Here is a 17,206-nt window from a genome sequence, read left to right as displayed (position 1 = left end):
CTACGGTCTCATGAAGCCGACGCCATGGCGCGATTGCGCGTCCGTCCCTGGCCCTTTTTCCGGTTGCGGGCGATCGGCCGCCAGGAGCGGTAGAGGATGAGGGCGATGATCAGCCCGACATAGATATATTGCTCGAAATCGAGGATCTTGGTCGAGAGCGCGAAATGCAGCGCTCCGCAGGCGGCGATGATCGTGACGAGGCGGTGCAGCCAGATCCAGCTCTTGCCGAGGCGGCGGATCGAGAAGTTGTTGGATGTCACCGCCAGCGGTATGAGCATCGCAAGTCCGGCCATGCCGAACATGATGAAAGGCCGCTTCAGCACGTCGTTGACGACGGCGTGGATATCCATCGCTTGGTCGAGCACCATGTAGACGGTGAAATGCATCAGCGCGTAATAGAAGGTCAGCAAGCCCAGCGCGCGGCGGTAACGCAGATAGTTCCAGCCGAGGAGTTCGCGGGCCGGGGAGACGGCAAGTGTTGCGATCAGGAAGCGGATCGTCCAGATGCCGAGAAACAGCTCGAAGGTCTTGACCGGATCGGCGCCGAGCTGATCGGTCGCGCCGAGATAGAATGTCCAGGCCGCAGGCACCAGCCCCACGACATAATGCAGCCAGACGGAAGCGGGCTGCCAGCGCTTCGGGATGGCGAGCGACAATTCCGCCATCAGAAATTCGCCTTCAGATCCATGCCTGCATAGAGGCCCGCCACCTCGTCGGCATAACCGTTGAAGGGCAGGGTGGGGTGACGGCTCGCGCCGAAGAAGCCGCTTTCGCCGATGCGCCGTTCGCTCGCCTGGCTCCAGCGCGGATGGTCGACCGAAGGATTGACGTTGGCGTAGAAGCCGTATTCCTGCGGATTGGTCACCTGCCAGGTGTTCTTCGGCTGCTGGTCGGTGAGCGTGATCCTGACGATCGACTTGATGCCCTTGAAGCCGTATTTCCACGGCACGACGAGGCGGATCGGCGCGCCGTTCTGGTTCGGCAGTGTTTCGCCATAAAGCCCGACGGCAAGCAGCGTCAGCGGATGGCGCGCCTCGTCGAGCCGCAGACCTTCGACATAGGGCCAGTCGAGCGACTGGAAGAAGCCCTTCTGCCCCGGCATTTCCTCCGGCCGCACCACGGTTTCGAAGGCGACATATTTGGCGCTGCCGAGCGGCTCCACCTTGTCGAGCAGCGATGCCAGCGGAAAGCCATCCCAGGGAATGACCATCGACCAGGCCTCGACGCAGCGCATGCGGTAGGTGCGCTCCTCGATCGGGAATTCCTTGATCAGCGCCTCGAGGTCGAAGGTGCCAGGTTTGTTGACCATGCCGTCGACCTTGATCGTCCAGGGCAGCGGTTTGAAATCGCCGGAATTCGCCGCAGGATCGCCCTTGTCGAGGCCGAACTCATAGAAATTGTTGTAGGTCGTGACGTCCTTGATCGGCGTCGGCTTCTCGTCGACCTTGTATTTGCTCTCGACGGCGGAAAGGGCCGCCGCACTCGCTGTGCCGGCGCCGTAGAGCGCCATGGCGCCGAGTGCTGCAGCACCGAGGAATTCTCGGCGGCGCAGATAGAGCTGGTGCGGCGTGATCTCCGACGACGCGATCTTAGGTGGGCGATAGCTAGGCATGTCGAAAACCTCCAAGGCGGATTTCCTCAATATAGTTCTTAAACGAACCGCCCGCATATTCGGATTAGTGTCTAAGCCTTGAATATTGCTGACGGGAAGCCAATTTTTTGTGTTCGGCTGTGATGAAATAGGCTGTAACCGAGCGCCGCGCCGAACCGTATATGCCCAATGGCGCTCGAGGCGCTTCTCCAGGCAGCGTACCGGATTTGGCCTTGCCGGTAGTGACAGCCCCCGCCGATTGGATTAGGACAATTCCAAACAGCAGCGTTGCCCGGCCGCAGGCTCAATGCCGCCCCGCTTCGCCTGATGATCTCCGACACGTCGAGGAAGATACCGATGCCAGCCTACCGTTCCAGAACCACGACCCACGGCCGCAACATGGCAGGCGCGCGCGGCCTTTGGCGCGCCACGGGCATGAAGGATTCGGATTTCGGCAAGCCGATTATCGCGGTGGTGAATTCTTTCACCCAGTTCGTGCCCGGCCACGTGCACCTGAAGGATCTCGGCCAGCTCGTTGCCCGCGAAATCGAGGCGGCCGGCGGCGTTGCCAAGGAGTTCAACACGATCGCCGTCGACGACGGCATCGCCATGGGCCATGACGGCATGCTCTATTCGCTGCCCTCGCGCGAACTCATCGCCGACAGTGTCGAATACATGGTCAATGCCCATTGCGCCGACGCTATGGTCTGCATCTCCAATTGCGACAAGATCACCCCCGGCATGCTGATGGCGTCGCTGCGCCTCAACATACCCACAGTCTTCGTCTCAGGCGGCCCGATGGAAGCGGGCAAGGTCGTGCTGCACGGCAAGACGCATGCGCTCGACCTCGTCGATGCCATGGTCGCAGCAGCCGATGAAAAAATCAGCGACGAGGACGTTCAGACCATCGAGCGCTCGGCCTGTCCGACCTGCGGCTCCTGTTCCGGCATGTTCACCGCGAATTCGATGAACTGCCTGACCGAGGCGCTCGGCCTGTCGCTGCCCGGCAATGGCTCGACGCTTGCAACCCACGCCGACCGCAAGCGCCTCTTCGTCGAGGCCGGCCATCTGATCGTCGATCTTGCCCGCCGTTACTACGAGCAGGACGATATCAAGGCGCTGCCGCGCACCATCGCCTCCAAGCAGGCCTTCGAGAATGCCATGGCGCTCGATATCGCCATGGGCGGCTCGACCAATACGGTCCTGCACATCCTCGCCGCCGCTCATGAAGGCGAAATCGATTTCACCATGGCCGATATCGACGCACTCTCGCGCCGGGTGCCCTGCCTGTCGAAGGTCGCACCCGCCAAGAGCGATGTTCATATGGAAGACGTGCACCGCGCCGGCGGCATCATGTCGATCCTCGGAGAGCTCGATAAGGGAGGTCTCTTGAACCGCAATTGCCCGACAGTGCATGCCGAAACGCTGGGCGATGCAATCGACCGCTGGGATATTACCCGCACCACCAGCGAAACCGTCCGCAACTTCTATCGTGCCGCACCCGGCGGCATTCCGACCCAGGTCGCCTTCAGCCAGGAGGCCCGTTGGGACGAACTCGACACCGACCGCCAGAACGGCGTCATCCGCTCGGTCGAACATCCTTTCTCTAGGGATGGCGGCCTTGCCGTGCTCAAGGGCAATCTCGCGGCCGACGGGTGCATCGTCAAGACGGCCGGCGTCGATGAATCGATCCTGAAATTTTCCGGCCCGGCCCGTGTCTTCGAAAGCCAGGATGCCTCCGTCAAGGCGATCCTCGCCAATGAGGTGAAGGCCGGCGACGTCGTCGTCATTCGCTACGAAGGCCCGAAGGGCGGCCCCGGCATGCAGGAAATGCTCTATCCGACGAGCTATCTGAAATCGAAGGGCCTCGGCAAGGCCTGCGCGCTGATCACTGACGGCCGCTTCTCCGGCGGTACCTCCGGCCTCTCGATCGGCCACGCCTCGCCGGAAGCGGCAAATGGCGGTACGATCGGCCTGGTGCGCGAAGGCGACATGATCGACATCGACATCCCGAACCGCACGATCAGCCTGCGCGTCGACGAGGCCGAACTTGCCGCCCGCCGCGCCGATCAGGACGCCAAGGGCTGGCATCCCACAGAAGTGCGCAAGCGCAACGTCACGACGGCGCTGAAGGCTTACGCCGCCTTCGCGACGAGCGCCGATCGCGGCGCCGTGCGGGATCTGAACGCTCGCTAACGCGCGTCAATCGATAGTCTTTTCGACCGGTCGCTTTCAAAGCGGCCGGTTGATGTTTTTATAGCTCTCGCCGAGACTGCTTCAGCCGCTCATCATAGGCAGCCTTGATACAGACGGCATCCGCCGCGCATTCCTGCCGTTTCTTCAGCCAGGCGGTCTGCTCGTCCTGCAATGTCCCGCGCGCGCCCATCGCCAGCAGGCCGGAGAGCAGCTCGAAGGTCGTCACCATCTTCACGTCGGCGTCGTTGAGCGCGCGATTGTCGCAGATCGTCTTTTCGTCCGGCTTCAATTCCTTCGCGTCGCAGTCGAAACTCGCCGCCTGTGCCATATCCGATGCGAAGATCGAAATCGCAAAACCAAAACCCATCATCATCGCTCTTGCCGTCATCATTCCTGTTCCTGTTGCTGCCGGTCAAACCAGGTTGCGCAATGCCAGAGCCAGGAAGATGATGCAGGCAAGCCAGACGGCAAGGATGAAGATCAGTCCGGCCCGGCCGGAGGGGCGCTCGATACGTCTTGCCGCCTCGTCGCGAAGCGCGCTCATCACCTCAGCCGGGATAAGCCGCGTCGCCAGCAGAATGCCGAGAGGCACGATGATGAGATCGTCGAGATAACCGAGCACGGGAATGAAATCGGGGATGAGATCGACGGGCGACAGCGCATAGGCGGCAACGGCGCCGGCCACCGCTTTCGCATGCCACGGCACCCGCGGATCCCGCGCGGCAAGCCATAGGGCGACGATGTCACGCTTCAGTGACTTCGCCCAGATTTTGGCTTTTGATATCAGTTGCATGGCCAAATTTCCTGAATCGAATTCGCAAAGGCTTCAAGCGCAGTCTCGTGGGGTCGTCTCTGCCTCATTCTTCCATGCTTCCGCCCTCTTTCCTTTCTAGCGTCGGGCGGCAGACAGGATGAATTTGGGCCGGTTCGGCCTGAAATCTGAATACTGTTCGCATTAAATAGTTAGAGGAGGATGTCGTCCGAAAACCGCTCACACTTTTCGGCATCATGCTCTAAAACGATCCACAAGAGGATTCAAAAGGGATACCCATGCAAGGCCTGTTCAAGCGCGCCTCCGTCTCGCTACTCGCTCTCATGCTCGTTCTGCCGGCTGCGGCCAATGCGCAGACCGCAAAGACGGTGCCCGAGAGCCAGATGCAGATGCAGCTCTCCTTCGCGCCGCTCGTCAAACAGACGTCGGGCGCCGTCGTCAATGTCTATGCGGAAAAGACCGTCCGGCGGCAGTCGCCCTTTGCCGGCGACCCCTTCTTCGAGCAGTTCTTCGGCCAGCAGATGCCGAATCGCTCGGAAAAGCAGTCCTCGCTCGGTTCCGGTGTCATCGTCGAGGCGAACGGCACTGTGGTGACCAACAATCACGTGGTCGAAGGCGCCGATGATATCAAGGTTGCGCTGCCGGATGGCCGCGAATTCCCCTGCAAAGTGGTACTGCGTGATGACCGTGTCGATCTTGCCGTGTTGAAGATCGACACCAAGGAAAGTTTCCCGACATTGCCGATCGGCAATTCCGATGCCGTCGAGGTCGGTGATCTCGTTCTGGCGATCGGCAATCCCTTCGGCGTCGGCCAGACGGTGACGAGCGGTATCGTCTCCGCACTGGCCCGCAACCAGGTGGTCAGGAACGAGTTCGGCTTCTTCATCCAGACCGACGCCTCGATCAATCCCGGCAATTCCGGCGGCGCTCTGATGAACATGAAGGGTGAGTTGATCGGCATCAACACCGCGATCTTCTCGCGCGGAGGCGGCTCGAACGGTATCGGCTTTGCCATCCCCGCCAATCTGGTCAAGGTCTTCCTCGCCTCGGCCGATGCCGGCGTCAAATCCTTCGAGCGGCCCTATGTCGGCGCGAGTTTCGATGCCGTGACCTCGGAAGTCGCCGAAGCGCTTGGACTGAATAAGGCTCGCGGCGCGCTGGTCGTCAAGGTCTCGGAAGGCGGCCCGGCCGCCAAGGCCGGGCTGAAGGCCGGTGAAATCATCACCGCTGTCGACGGTATTTCGGTCGAGCATCCGGATGCGCTGCTTTACCGGCTGACGACGGCCGGTCTCGGAAAATCGGTCAAGCTCACGGTCGTCGAGAACGGCCGCGAGGAGCAGCTGCCGCTGACGCTCGATCGCGCCCCGGAAACCTCGCCGCGCGACCAGCGCACCATCGGCGGGCGTACCCCCTTCAGCGGCGCTGTCGTCGAGAACCTGTCGCCGCGGGTCGCCGACGAGCTGCGCATGCCGCCGGAATCGGCAGGCGTCGTCGTATCCGAGGTGAAGGAGGATTCGCCTGCCGCCCGAACTCGGTTTCGAGCCGAAGGATATCATCGTCTCGATCAACGGCACCGATGTGAAGTCGACCAGCGAGCTGTCCCAAATCGCCGATAGCGACCCCGGCCTCTGGCGGGTGGAAATCGAGCGCGACGGCCAGCGCATCCGGCAGTTCTTCCGATGAGCAATGATCTCTTCGCGCCGCGTGTTCCGGAGGAGGTTGCCGCCAAGCGGCCGCTTGCCGACCGGCTGCGGCCGAAGACGCTCGCCGATGTCACCGGTCAGGAACATCTGACCGGTGAAGACGGCGTGCTGAAACGAATGATCGAAAGCGGTTCGCTCGGCTCGATGATCTTCTGGGGCCCGCCCGGCACCGGCAAGACGACGGTGGCGCGGCTGCTGTCGGGCGAGGCGGGGCTGGCTTTCGAGCAGATTTCAGCGATCTTTTCCGGTGTCGCCGATCTGAAGAAGGTGTTCGAAACGGCCCGCCTGCGCCGCATGGACGGTCGTCAGACGCTGCTCTTCGTCGACGAGATCCACCGTTTCAACCGCGCCCAGCAGGACAGTTTCCTGCCCGTCATGGAGGATGGCACCGTTATCCTCGTCGGCGCCACCACCGAAAACCCGTCCTTCGAGCTCAACGCCGCTCTGCTGTCGCGCGCCCGGGTGCTGACCTTCAAGTCGCATGACGAGGAGAGCCTGGAGGAATTGCTGAGGCGCGCCGAGGCGATCGAGCAGAAGCCGCTGCCGTTGACCGAGGAAGCGCGTCTCAGCCTGATCCGCATGGCCGACGGCGACGGCCGTGCGGTGCTGACCCTTGCCGAAGAGGTGTGGCGAGCCGCCCGCGAGGGCGAGAGCTTCGACACCGAAGGCCTGACGCGGATCGTCCAGCGCCGCGCGCCCGTCTACGACAAGGCGCAGGACGGCCATTACAATCTGATCTCGGCGCTGCACAAATCCGTGCGCGGCTCGGATCCCGATGCCGCTCTATATTATCTCGCCCGCATGTTCGATGCCGGCGAGGATCCGCTCTATCTCGGCCGGCGGCTGGTGCGCATGGCGGTGGAAGATATCGGCCTTGCCGACCCGCAGGCGCTGGTGATCTGCAACGCCGCCAAGGATGCTTATGAGTATCTCGGCTCTCCGGAAGGCGAACTGGCGCTGGCGCAGGCCTGCGTCTATCTCGCCACCGCGCCGAAATCGAATGCCGTCTACACCGCCTTCAAGGCGGCAAGCCAGGCCGCCAAGCAGAACGGCTCGCTGCTTCCACCGAAGCATATCCTCAATGCGCCGACCAAGCTGATGAAGGGCGAAGGTTACGGCGACGGCTACCGCTACGATCACGATGAACCGGACGCCTTTTCCGGCCAGGATTATTTCCCAGAGAAAATGGGCCGCCAAACCTTCTACGATCCTCCGGAGCGCGGCTTCGAGCGCGATATCCGCAAGCGGCTGGAATGGTGGGCGAAGCTTCGCAAGGAGCGCAACCCGCGCTGACGCCTCTGTGGCTGTTCGGTTGCGAACGCGGCTCAGCCGCCAAGAGCGATCGCTATTGCAACCAGAAGCAATCCAAGACACGTCATCGTCATGCCTGCCTGAAAGGCCCTGCCTCCGGAAAATTTCGCCCACGCATAACCCGTCACAAACAGCAGCATGATCAGAAACAGGTTGCTGACCCTCAAGGCAAGGTGCGCGTCTTCGAGGAGAAAGAATGGGAGAACTGCCGGAATGGCGGTCGCCGAAACCAGGAGGAAGACGGCGATTGCGGCGGACAGATCACCTTTCGAAAATGACACCTTCACTGGGGCGGCCTGGCGTGCGAGGGTCAGCAGCGATTGATAGAGCGCGTCCGTGTCGGCGGCCTTCGCAGAGAATGGCGCTTCTTTAATCGGGAATTCGTTCGCGAGAACCATGAGCGCTTCAGATTCGTCCCCGGCGGCTTTGATTTGCCGGAAAAGGCGCAGCCGCCTGCTCTTGTAAAATGTGGTACCCAGAATGAACAAGACGGCGTCGATGATCCCCCACGCGACATTGCATCCGATCGTCGCGACGATCAACTCGTGGACATTTAATCCTTCTTCTTCAAAAACAAGCCTGGAACCAACCGTCAAGGTCAGCGCCATGATCAATCCGAAAAGGATTTCCCCTAACGCATCGCCTGGATCGATGATTTTGGTGATGCGACCGGTCGGGTTCGACGTCATGGACTACTCCCACATGATGAAAATCCTGCAGCGTCGCGCGTCGTCGATTCCGATTCAAGGAATTACGCAATAGCCAGCGGTTTCCGCTCGCTATCGGAACATGAAATCGCGAGCCGAGTTGCAGCTGGCGGCCTGAAGAATTGTTATCGACCTTGCCGCCCAATTCATTGATTGCGATCAAAGGTCAGTGTGATTGGCCACATTGTGACCAGGGCCTCTTGCTGATGGGGCGTTGTCTGCACATGCCCGGTGCTTTCCACGTGGCGGAGGGGCGGTGCTGCAAAGCTTAGGAGGACCGCGGCGTCTTCTGATTGGCTGGCGCGGCGATTACCTTGACGGTGGATTCCGCCAACCCGTGATGACCTTCCATGTCGACGACGACATGCCAGTGACCGTGTTCCGGAACGGCAAGCTTGACTGGCGATTTGCGCGCCACGCCGCCGATATATTTGAAATCGAGAACTTCGGTGAAGCGCTGGAAATTCGGCGCCGACATCAGCCGCACATTGTTCACCGCATTCAACGACACCTCGACGATCGTTCCGGCGCGTTGTTCCTTAAGATCGTAGTGGGTGAAGCGAAAATTCGGTTTCGGCATCGGTCTCGTGGTGTCTGACGTCTCTGCGGCGAGATTTTACCAGCATGCCGGTTAAGGAAAAGTTGGATATCGCTCGCAAAGCCCGATCGGAGAAATTCCGAAACCCGGTGTCGGAAAAGCCTGGCCCCCGCCGTCCTTGCGGTATTGATGCAAAAACGGAGCAAGGACATGTTGAAAATGAGGCTGATTTCGATGATCGCAACCGTCGCCGCATTCCTGGCCGCGCCCGACATGGCAGGCGCCGGCGGTGCGCCGAGCGAGGATAAGGCGGTCGCGCCGATAGTCAGGAAGGGAAGCGTACCGGTCAACGGTATTGACTATTACTACGAAATCCGCGGGAAGGGCGAACCGCTGCTGCTACTGCACGGCGGCCTCGGGCAGATCGAGATGTTCGCGCCGGTCATGCCTGTTTTCGCCGACCACCGGCAGGTGATCGCCGTCGATCTGCAGGGCCATGGCCGTACGCCCCTCGGCAAGCGGCCGATCGACCTTGCGGCAATCGGCGCCGACCTTGCGATCCTGGTGAAGCAGCTCGGTTACGACAAGCTCGACGTCTTCGGTTATTCCTTCGGCGGCGGGGTGGCGCTGAACATGGCGGCGAATGCGCCCGACCGCGTGCGCCGCCTGGTAATCCTCTCGGCGCCCTATGCGCAGAACGGCTTCTTCCCGGAGATGCTGCCGCAGCAGGCGGCCGTCGGCGCCGGCATGGCCGAGATGATGAAAGACACGCCGATGTTCCTCACCTACAAAGCGGTGGCGCCCGACGTTTCCGAGTTTCCGAAGCTGCTCGACGCCATGGGTGCGTTGATGCGCGAACCCAAGGATTATAGCGATGCCGTCGCAAGGCTCACCATGCCGGTCATGCTGATCTATGGCGATGCCGATATGATCCGCCCCGAGCATATGATCGACTTCTACCACAAGCTCGGCGGCGGCCTGCGCGATGCGGGCTGGATGCGGGAGAACATGTCGAAGAACCGGCTGGCGATCCTGCCCGATCTCACCCATTACGAGACCTTCGCTTCGCCGCTGATGGCCAATGTGGCGATGACTTTCCTCGACGGCGGCGGCAAGGCGCCGAACTGGGCCGAGCAGGTCGGCAAATAAAGTGAGGCGGTCGGGCTTCTGGTCACGAGCGAACCTGCGCCGCACCCCGATATCCGGGAAGCGGCGCAGGCATGGTCTTGGGTATCAGGCCGAGGCCGTTGCATCGCTCTGAAAATCCGTGGAGACGGCAAGTTCACGCCAGGCGGCAAGTTCCATTTCGACGCTCGCATGCTGCCCTTCGATCATCGCCACCGTGTCGCTGCCGAACGGCATGCGCAGCGGCGGGTTGGCCGAATTGACCATTGTCATGATGCCGGCTGCGAGCTTGGCGGGGTTGCCGGGCTGGGCATGATTGGCGTCGGCGGCGAAATTGCGCATGTTGCCGGCCGGCGTGCCTTCGTAATCGGCGATGGAGGCCGGGCTGACCGCGAGCGATGTGTCGGCGAGAAAGTCGGTGCGGAAGAAGCCGGGCTCGACAATCGTCACCTTGATGCCGAAGGGTTCGAGTTCGGCGGCCATCGATTCCGACAGCCCCTCGACGGCGAATTTCGTCGAGCCGTAGACGCCCCAGCCGGGATAGCCGAAGTAACCGCCGATCGAGGAAAAGTTCAGGATATGGCCGGAACGCTGGCGGCGCATATAGGGCAGCACGGCGCGCGTCACCTTCAGAAGGCCGAAGACATTCGTGGCATAGAGCTTTTCGATCTCCTCGGCCGTGGCCTCCTCGACGGCACCGAGCAGGCCGTAGCCAGCATTGTTGGCGAGAACATCAATGCGGCCGAAGCGGGCGATGCCGGCTGCCGCAGCTTCTTTCGCCTGGGCCTCGTTGGTGACGTCAAGGGCGACGGCGAGGAGGTTCGGATGATCGCCGAACTGCTCGGTGACGGTCTTCGGGTTGCGGGCGGTGGCGATAACGGCATCGCCAGCGGCGAGAGCTTCCTTGGTCATCAGCGCGCCGAAGCCGCGGGATGCACCAGTGATGAACCAGACTTTCATGACAAATTCCTTTCGACGACTAATTGGCTGTCTCGGCGTCGCATCTCTGTGCTGACTAGGCTGAATTTGACCGAAAATCCGTTGCTGTATAAGATTTGTTATTCTTGAAACTATGATGAGCAAAATTCAGCAATGCGCGCCACCGACCTTTCCGAACTCGCTGCCTTCGCGGCCGTTGCCCGCCATAAGAGTTTTCGCAAAGCGGGCGAGGAGAGGGGTGTCACCGCCTCAGCGGTCAGCCATGCGGTGCTCAACCTCGAAGATCGGATAGGCATTCGCCTGCTCAACCGCACGACGCGCAGCGTCTCGCTGACCGAGGCCGGCGAACTACTGATCTCGCATCTCGACCCCGCCTTCGGCGAGATGGCGGCAGCGCTCGATGCGCTGAACCGTTACCGCGACACGCCCTTCGGCAAGGTGAGGATCAACGTGCCGAATTCGATCGGCCCCTTCGTCATCGGCCGCGTCATTGCCCCGCTGCTCCAGCGTAATCCCAATCTGCAACTGGAGATCAACGCAACGGACAGGCTGGTCGATATCGTCGAGGAGGGTTTCGATGCCGGCATCCGCTTCGGCGAGCGTGTCACCGAGGGCATGATCGCGCTACGCATCAAGCCGCGGATCCGTCTGGTCGTCGTCGGTTCGCCTGCCTATTTCGAGGCCCGACCGAAGCCGGCGACGCCGCACGATCTCAAGCGCCATCTCTGTATCCAGAACATGTTTCCGTCAGGCGCGCGTTATGCCTGGGAGTTCGAGAAGGATGGCCAGACGGTCAGCTTTCAGCCGACCGGACCTCTGTCGCTCGATGATCACGAACTGATGCTGCAGGCAGCGCTCGGCGGCGTCGGCCTTGCCTATATCTGGGAGCCGCGGGTGGAGAAGGCGATTGCCGACGGAGAACTGATCCAGGTGCTCGACGACTGGTGCCAGCCGGAGGAGCCGCTCTATCTCTACTATCCGAGCCGCCGCCACATGTCGGCGGGCTTCAGGGCGGTCATCGATGCGATGAAAGCCGAGTAAAAAAGCTCAGGATTCGCACTCTTCACCCTTTTGACTCCTGCGGGTGAACCGGCCAATGATGCTGCCATGGCCGCCATGGTCAGCATCATCGGGAGAGGTTGATGAACGGTCGGATTTTGCCAACTGTCAATCGAAGCGCATTAAAGCGGCTCGGCGGTCTGTTGCCCGCATTGGCCACGGTGATGTTGCTGGCCTCGGCGGCCGTCGGAAAGGACATTGAACCGCAAAGCCAGGCCTCGCGCGAGCAGGTCGAAAAACTCGTCGGCCTCTGGAAGGATCATTTTACCGGCGCCGATAGCCTGCAGCAGCGGCGGACAGCCTTCCGAACGCTGCTGGAAACGACGCCGGGGCCAACACGCATCCAGGTCCGGCAGGTCGATGCCGACGGCGTCGATGCCGAGCTCGATGTGGCCCGCCCGTCTTCATCACCCGATCGGCCAAAGGGTGATCCTTTATATTCATGGCGGCGGCTTTTCGGGCGGCTCTATCCGCACGCACAGCCTGCTTGCCGGCTCGCTCGCCAAGGCCGCATCCAGCGACGTGCTTCTGATCGAGTATCGGCTAATGCCCGAATATACCTATCCCGCTCAGATCAACGACGCGCTGACGGCCTATCGCTGGCTTCTCGACAACGGCTATCGCGCCGAGAATGTCGTCGTGGCGGGAGACGGCGCCGGCGGCAATATCGCGCTGGAGACGGTGCTGCGGCAGAGGCAGGCGGCAAAACCGCTGCCGGCGGCCGTCATTGCGCTCAGCCCCATCACCGATCTTGCCGCGACCGGTGGATCGATGACATCGAATGCCGACAGCGATCCGCTGGTCGGCAGGGCCTCGATCGAAACTTTGCGCAAGGCCTATCTCGGCAGCCGGTCGCCGAACGATCCCCAGGCATCGCCGCTTTATGCCGACATGACCGGCTTTCCGCCGCTACTGCTGCAGGTTGGCTCCGGCGAAGCGCTGCTGGACGATACGCTGCGGCTTGCCGACAAGGCACGTCAGGCGGGGGTGGATGTCACCACCGAGATTTGGCCGGGCATGCCGCATCAGTGGCAGCTGTTTCCCTCGCTGCTCGACGATGCCGACCGGTCGAGCCAGAATATCGCCGAATTTGCGATCCGGCATTTCGCAGACAAGCCGCAGGAGTAGGACCGCAGAAGCAGGGGCTTCACGTCCTCGCGCTCCGCCTTATTGCGATGTGCCACGCGACGGTGACGGCGCCAGAGGCCGCTCGACCTCCCGGCCGACGCTGAGCGCCTTTCTGACATTCGGCTCCAGCCGCTCGATATAGGCGTGATCGGGTGCAGCCCCCAGCGCATCCAGCATTTTCGAGAAGAAACACCGGGCCGCCGCCGCGGCCGTGACGTCGAAGACCTCGGCATCGCTCAGCCCGTGTTTTTTCAGCCCGTCTATATCCTGCTGGGTGATCGACGTCGCGTCGCGCGCCACCTTGGCGGCAAAAGCCATGATCGCCCTTTCGCCGGCATCGATCGGCGCTTTCTCCGTTTCGTTGACGACAGCCGTCAGCCCGTCGCTGGTAAAACCTTCCCGCAGCAGCACCGAGCCGTGCGCCAGCATGCAATAGGAGGATTTCAGCTCCTTGGCCGCCGCCAGCGTCACCAGCTCATAGCGCCTGAGGCTCATATGTCCGCGAATGCTGGAAAGCAGCGCTGCCCAGTTCTCCATCACCTCCGGCCGGTGTCCGAAGGCGCGGTACATGTTCGGCAGATAACCATAATTCGCCTCGGCCGACGCATACATCGACGTCGTCTTCTCGCTGGCGGATGCATTGGGGGTGTGAATGAAAGCCATGGCATGGTCCTCCTCTATAGCGAGAAGGATAGGGTAGATATTGAGGACAGCAATCCTGAAATATCAGGCAGCGTCGCTGTTCTCTGAAGCGTTACCGGTGCGCCTGATCGGAAGGGTTACGGTGAATGTCGATCCGCAGCCTCTCGCGCTTCGAACCTCTATCGAGCCGTTGTGCAGTTCGACGATCTGCTTCACCAGGTTCAGGCCAATGCCCGTCCCGGCAATTCCGGTCGACGTTCCGGCACGAAAATAGCGCTGGAACAGCCGGGGCACGTCTTCGGGATCGATCCCCACCCCGTCATCGCTGATCGAAACTTTGACGTTTCCCGTCTCCTCCCATGCCGTGACGCGAATTTCCGAGGTTCCGGGCGCGTATTTGACGGCGTTGGACAGCAGGTTGGTAAAGACCTGCGCTAAAGTTCGGGGATCGGCATCGATGAACTCCGGCAGCCCGTCGATATCCAACACGAAGCTGTGCGTTTTGGCGATCGTCGACTGCCGCTCGCAACAGCTTCTTATCAATGATCGCAAGGCGCAGGCATCGTAGCTGATGTCGATCTTGCCGGTGTCGAGGCGCCCGGCCGAAAGGATGCTCTCCATGAGATCGACTATCCGGTTCACCGATGCGCGGATCTGATCGACCTTGTCGCTTAAGAATTCGGGCTCGACTGCTCCTCTTTTGCGCAGCAGCCGCTGGGCGGCAGCGTCGATGATGGCGAGCGGGGTGCGGAATTCATGGGAGGCCATTGCCACGAACTGCCGCTGCAATTCGTTGATGTTCCGCTCCTGCGCAAGCATTCGCTCGAGTTCCCGCGCCTGCCGCTCGACCTCGGCCGTGCGGCTCTGCACCGTCGTTTCGAGCTGATCGTGGTGCTGGCGCAGCTCTTCCGTCAGCCGCACTGTTTTGGTGACGTCTTCGTGGGTGGCGACGTATCCACCGTTCTGCATCGGATTGTGGGTGATTTTGATGACGCGGCCGTCGGAAAGCACGATATTCTGGCTGGCCACCGCGCCGCGCGCGGTCGCTTCGAACACCACATCGAAATAGGTGGCAGTGTCGGCCGGACCATTTCCCTCGCGGCTGCGATAAGCCAGGATATCGACAAGCGGCGTCCCCGGTTGCGTCAATCGGTCCGGCAGATTGTACATCCGCGCGTAGGCTGGGTTGCACAGGATCAGCTTCTTCGTCGAATCGAACATGCACAGCCCGTGCGGCATGTTGCGGAGTGCTGCGTCGAACCGGTGATGTTGTTCGGTGAGACTGTCTTCGACGCGGATCAGGGTCGAGATGTCTTCGTAGCTGAGGATCCAGCCTCCCTCTTTCGATGGGGCGTAGGTCATTGAGACCATCCGTCCGTCAGACAGCGCAAACTGAGACGTGTGCGGCCTGCCTGTCGTCGACCGCCGGCATGCGGCCGCGCGGCAATCGGCGGTGCCCGGCAGTCCGTCGATATTCATTCCTCTGCCGATGGCTCCAGCCGGCAGCCCGAGAATATCGAGGGTGCGGGAGTTGAACGCCGTCACCCTATTGGCAGAATCAAGCAGAACGATGCCCTGCGGCAGGCTCTCCAGAATGGATTCAAACGAGTGTGGCGTCATCCCGCCCTGCTTCAGATCTGACACGTTGCACGTATCCGTAGCATTCGTCAGAAACGATAAAGTTTCGCTAAAGCCTATCGGCGGGAGCTCATCGAGAGCAATTCCAGCAACAGTGCGCCGCGGTTTTGCATCACTTAGCCGCGTTGGTCGCGCTGCTCGTCCAGAAGATCAAGGCTGTCCTCTCCCGCCTCGTTGACGTCACTCGGCATGGCTTTGCCGGTCTCCTGATAAACAAGCCAGGCGACGTGCATTCCACCCGCCTTCGCTGGGCTTACCTGCCGCCTCGGTAAGACGACGAAGAGTCCCGCGCTCCTCATCGCCGTAGACAAGATCGGAGAAATATCCGCCGGTTAGGCGCCCGCCATCGCCCCAGGCGCGGATTGCCGCCAAGGCGGCCTCTGCTTCCGCCGCGTCGGGTTCGGTGCGCCTAATTTGCGCCACCAGAGATGCGGCGACGGCTGTCAGGCGCTGTGCCTGTTCGCGTGGCGGCAGAGCGGTCAGTTCAGCGCGCAATGTCATGTTTCGATGATCTCCTCCACTGGTCGCGGCGCAATCATTGTCTCGACAGCATAAGGGACGAGTTCCGAATCCTCCACGACTTTGCAACCGCAGGCGCCTCTCAACTGTGGCCGGAATTTAGATCGTTCCAATTTTTTAGTTGAAATGTTGACAACGAAATAAAGCTGGCAACTCACTAGAAGCAAATAAATGCATACCGGATCCCTAAATTTCCCTTGACAGAATTGGAACGTTCCAAATATTTATCCATCAGTCGACGTCGTGGTCGGAGAGGGAAATGACAAAGGCGCGGGTGACCGTCATTGACATCGCAAAGGCCGCCGGCGTCTCCAAGTCGACGGTGTCGCTGGTGTTGCAGGGCTCCTCCCTGGTCAATGAGGGGACGCGCTCCAAGGTCAATGCCGTGATGCGCGAACTCGGCTATGTCTATAATCGCGGCGCCGCCAATCTTCGCCAAGCCGGTGCGAAATCGAAGATTGTCGGAGTTGTCGTCAACGATCTGACGAACAGCTTCTTTGCGGAGCTGGCGGTCGGCGTCGATATGGTCGTTCAGTCGGCCGGCTTCGTGCAGTTCCTGTCGAACACCGGCGAGAGCATCGACCGGCAGCGTGAGGTTGTCGCGTCGATGCGTGAGCACGGCATTTCCGGCCTCATCGTCTCGCCGGCCCGCGCCACCGATGCCGCCGACTTCAAGCCGCTCGTTGCAGCCGGGATTCCAGTTGTGGTCGTCGTTCGAAACCTGCCCGGCGCCAAGGTCTCGTCGATCGTTTCCGACAACCAGGCCGGCATGATGTCCGCGGTCAAGCATCTGGCGGGCCTCGGTCACAAGCGCATCGCTTTTCTCGGCGGCTTTCCGGACACCGCCGTCTTCGACGACAGGCTTGCCGGCTACCGAAGCGGCGTTGAGGCAGCCGGGCTCGACTATCACGAAGAACTCGTCATCGCGTCCGCGCCGTCGCGGGCCGGCGGGGTAGAGGCGATCGGAAAAGCGATTGCGCTCGGCCGCCGGCCGACCGCGGCCGTCTGCTTCAACGATGCGGTGGCGTTCGGCGTTTGCGACGGGTTGCGCGCGCGCCGGCTGGAGCCGGGTGCCGACTTCGCCGTGGTGGGCTTCGACGATGTCATCGAGGCCCAGGCAGCGGTCCCGGCGCTGACGACGGTCTCGGTCGACCCGCAGGGCATCGGGCGTCGCGGCGCGCAGATGCTGCTCAAGCAGATCAATGCGGGCAAGGCCGAAGCGGAGACGGTGACGACGGCCGTTCGGCTGGTCGTTCGCGAAAGCTGCGGCGCCGGCAGGGCCCCGCCGTCGAAGACCGGCAAGAGCGTAAAATCGAAACAGGACGCCGAGTAATGCAC

Annotated in this window: 14 protein-coding genes and 3 pseudogenes; 7 read left to right on the top strand and 10 right to left on the bottom strand. The window is 61.5% G+C overall.

Annotated elements, in window-relative coordinates; translation table 11 throughout:
• Window positions 1–8: 8 nt before the first annotated feature.
• Complete coding sequence (gene msrQ / locus MF410_RS10340) at window positions 9–665, bottom strand: protein-methionine-sulfoxide reductase heme-binding subunit MsrQ (protein ID WP_097629957.1); 657 nt, start codon at window positions 663–665, stop codon at window positions 9–11.
• Window positions 665–1,612, bottom strand: coding sequence for a protein-methionine-sulfoxide reductase catalytic subunit MsrP (gene msrP, locus MF410_RS10335; protein ID WP_097629959.1), 948 nt, complete (start codon window positions 1,610–1,612; stop codon window positions 665–667). The genes msrQ and msrP overlap by 1 nt, the downstream gene beginning before the upstream one ends.
• Before the next feature lie 336 nt (window positions 1,613–1,948).
• On the opposite strand from msrP, the gene ilvD reads away from it, so the two are divergent.
• Window positions 1,949–3,787 carry a dihydroxy-acid dehydratase gene (gene ilvD / locus MF410_RS10330; protein ID WP_097629956.1) on the top strand — a complete coding sequence of 613 codons (1,839 nt, stop codon included), beginning with the start codon at window positions 1,949–1,951 and terminating at the stop codon, window positions 3,785–3,787.
• A gap of 36 nt (window positions 3,788–3,823) precedes the next feature.
• Here ilvD and MF410_RS10325 read toward each other — a convergent pair.
• Together MF410_RS10325 and MF410_RS10320 are read right to left on the bottom strand one after the other, a co-directional pair.
• Window positions 3,824–4,178: pseudogene (locus tag MF410_RS10325) on the bottom strand (hypothetical protein).
• Between the two features lie 21 nt (window positions 4,179–4,199).
• Window positions 4,200–4,580 carry a YkvA family protein gene (locus tag MF410_RS10320; RefSeq protein ID WP_097629954.1) on the bottom strand — a complete coding sequence of 127 codons (381 nt, stop codon included), beginning with the start codon at window positions 4,578–4,580 and terminating at the stop codon, window positions 4,200–4,202.
• Window positions 4,581–4,837: 257 nt separating this feature from the next.
• On the opposite strand from MF410_RS10320, the pseudogene MF410_RS10315 reads away from it, so the two are divergent.
• Together MF410_RS10315 and MF410_RS10310 are read left to right on the top strand one after the other, a co-directional pair.
• Window positions 4,838–6,242 (top strand): annotated as a pseudogene (locus MF410_RS10315) (DegQ family serine endoprotease).
• On the top strand, window positions 6,239–7,555 hold the full coding sequence (locus MF410_RS10310; RefSeq protein ID WP_097629952.1) for a replication-associated recombination protein A: 1,317 nt from the start codon (window positions 6,239–6,241) through the stop codon (window positions 7,553–7,555). The pseudogene MF410_RS10315 and the gene MF410_RS10310 overlap by 4 nt, the downstream one beginning before the upstream one ends.
• A gap of 32 nt (window positions 7,556–7,587) precedes the next feature.
• On the opposite strand, the gene MF410_RS10305 is transcribed toward MF410_RS10310, so the two are convergent.
• Window positions 7,588–8,262 (bottom strand): VIT1/CCC1 transporter family protein, encoded by a 675-nt coding sequence (locus tag MF410_RS10305; protein ID WP_097629950.1) that lies wholly within the window; start codon window positions 8,260–8,262, stop codon window positions 7,588–7,590.
• Window positions 8,263–8,548: 286 nt separating this feature from the next.
• Entirely contained in the window at window positions 8,549–8,860 is a 312-nt protein-coding gene (locus MF410_RS10300) for a DUF1883 domain-containing protein (RefSeq protein ID WP_131711842.1), read from the bottom strand.
• A gap of 168 nt (window positions 8,861–9,028) precedes the next feature.
• Between MF410_RS10300 and MF410_RS10295 the strand changes: the two genes are divergently transcribed.
• Window positions 9,029–9,967 (top strand): alpha/beta fold hydrolase, encoded by a 939-nt coding sequence (locus tag MF410_RS10295; RefSeq protein WP_097629958.1) that lies wholly within the window; start codon window positions 9,029–9,031, stop codon window positions 9,965–9,967.
• Between the two features lie 84 nt (window positions 9,968–10,051).
• Here the strand turns inward: MF410_RS10295 and MF410_RS10290 are convergent, their stop codons facing one another.
• On the bottom strand, window positions 10,052–10,903 hold the full coding sequence (locus MF410_RS10290) for an oxidoreductase (protein WP_097629948.1): 852 nt from the start codon (window positions 10,901–10,903) through the stop codon (window positions 10,052–10,054).
• Between the two features lie 132 nt (window positions 10,904–11,035).
• Between MF410_RS10290 and MF410_RS10285 the strand changes: the two genes are divergently transcribed.
• Together MF410_RS10285 and MF410_RS10280 are read left to right on the top strand one after the other, a co-directional pair.
• Window positions 11,036–11,923 carry a LysR family transcriptional regulator gene (locus MF410_RS10285; protein WP_097629946.1) on the top strand — a complete coding sequence of 296 codons (888 nt, stop codon included), beginning with the start codon at window positions 11,036–11,038 and terminating at the stop codon, window positions 11,921–11,923.
• 170 nt (window positions 11,924–12,093) lie between these two features.
• Window positions 12,094–13,069: pseudogene (locus tag MF410_RS10280) on the top strand (alpha/beta hydrolase).
• Between the two features lie 39 nt (window positions 13,070–13,108).
• On the opposite strand, the gene MF410_RS10275 reads toward MF410_RS10280, so the two are convergent.
• From MF410_RS10275 to MF410_RS10265, 3 genes are all read right to left on the bottom strand, one after another.
• On the bottom strand, window positions 13,109–13,732 hold the full coding sequence (locus MF410_RS10275; RefSeq protein WP_012557380.1) for a carboxymuconolactone decarboxylase family protein: 624 nt from the start codon (window positions 13,730–13,732) through the stop codon (window positions 13,109–13,111).
• Window positions 13,733–13,795: 63 nt separating this feature from the next.
• A complete protein-coding gene (locus MF410_RS10270; protein WP_097629943.1) occupies window positions 13,796–15,331 on the bottom strand; it encodes a PAS-domain containing protein in 1,536 nt (511 codons plus the stop codon).
• A 198-nt stretch (window positions 15,332–15,529) separates the two neighbouring features.
• Window positions 15,530–15,850, bottom strand: coding sequence for a hypothetical protein (locus tag MF410_RS10265; RefSeq protein WP_239620371.1), 321 nt, complete (start codon window positions 15,848–15,850; stop codon window positions 15,530–15,532).
• A gap of 277 nt (window positions 15,851–16,127) precedes the next feature.
• Here MF410_RS10265 and MF410_RS10260 point away from each other — a divergent pair, with 277 nt between their 5' ends.
• The gene (locus MF410_RS10260) at window positions 16,128–17,201 is read left to right on the top strand and encodes a LacI family DNA-binding transcriptional regulator (protein ID WP_097629941.1); all 1,074 of its coding nucleotides are present in this window, start codon (window positions 16,128–16,130) and stop codon (window positions 17,199–17,201) included.
• Window positions 17,202–17,206: the final 5 nt, after the last annotated feature.

Origin of the sequence: Rhizobium sp. C104 (genome assembly GCF_022354505.1) — a bacterium.
Taxonomy (GTDB): Bacteria; Pseudomonadota; Alphaproteobacteria; order Rhizobiales; family Rhizobiaceae; genus Rhizobium; species Rhizobium redzepovicii.
The sequence above is the reverse complement of the archived record's forward strand: the minus strand, read 5'-3'. Positions and strand labels throughout refer to the sequence as shown.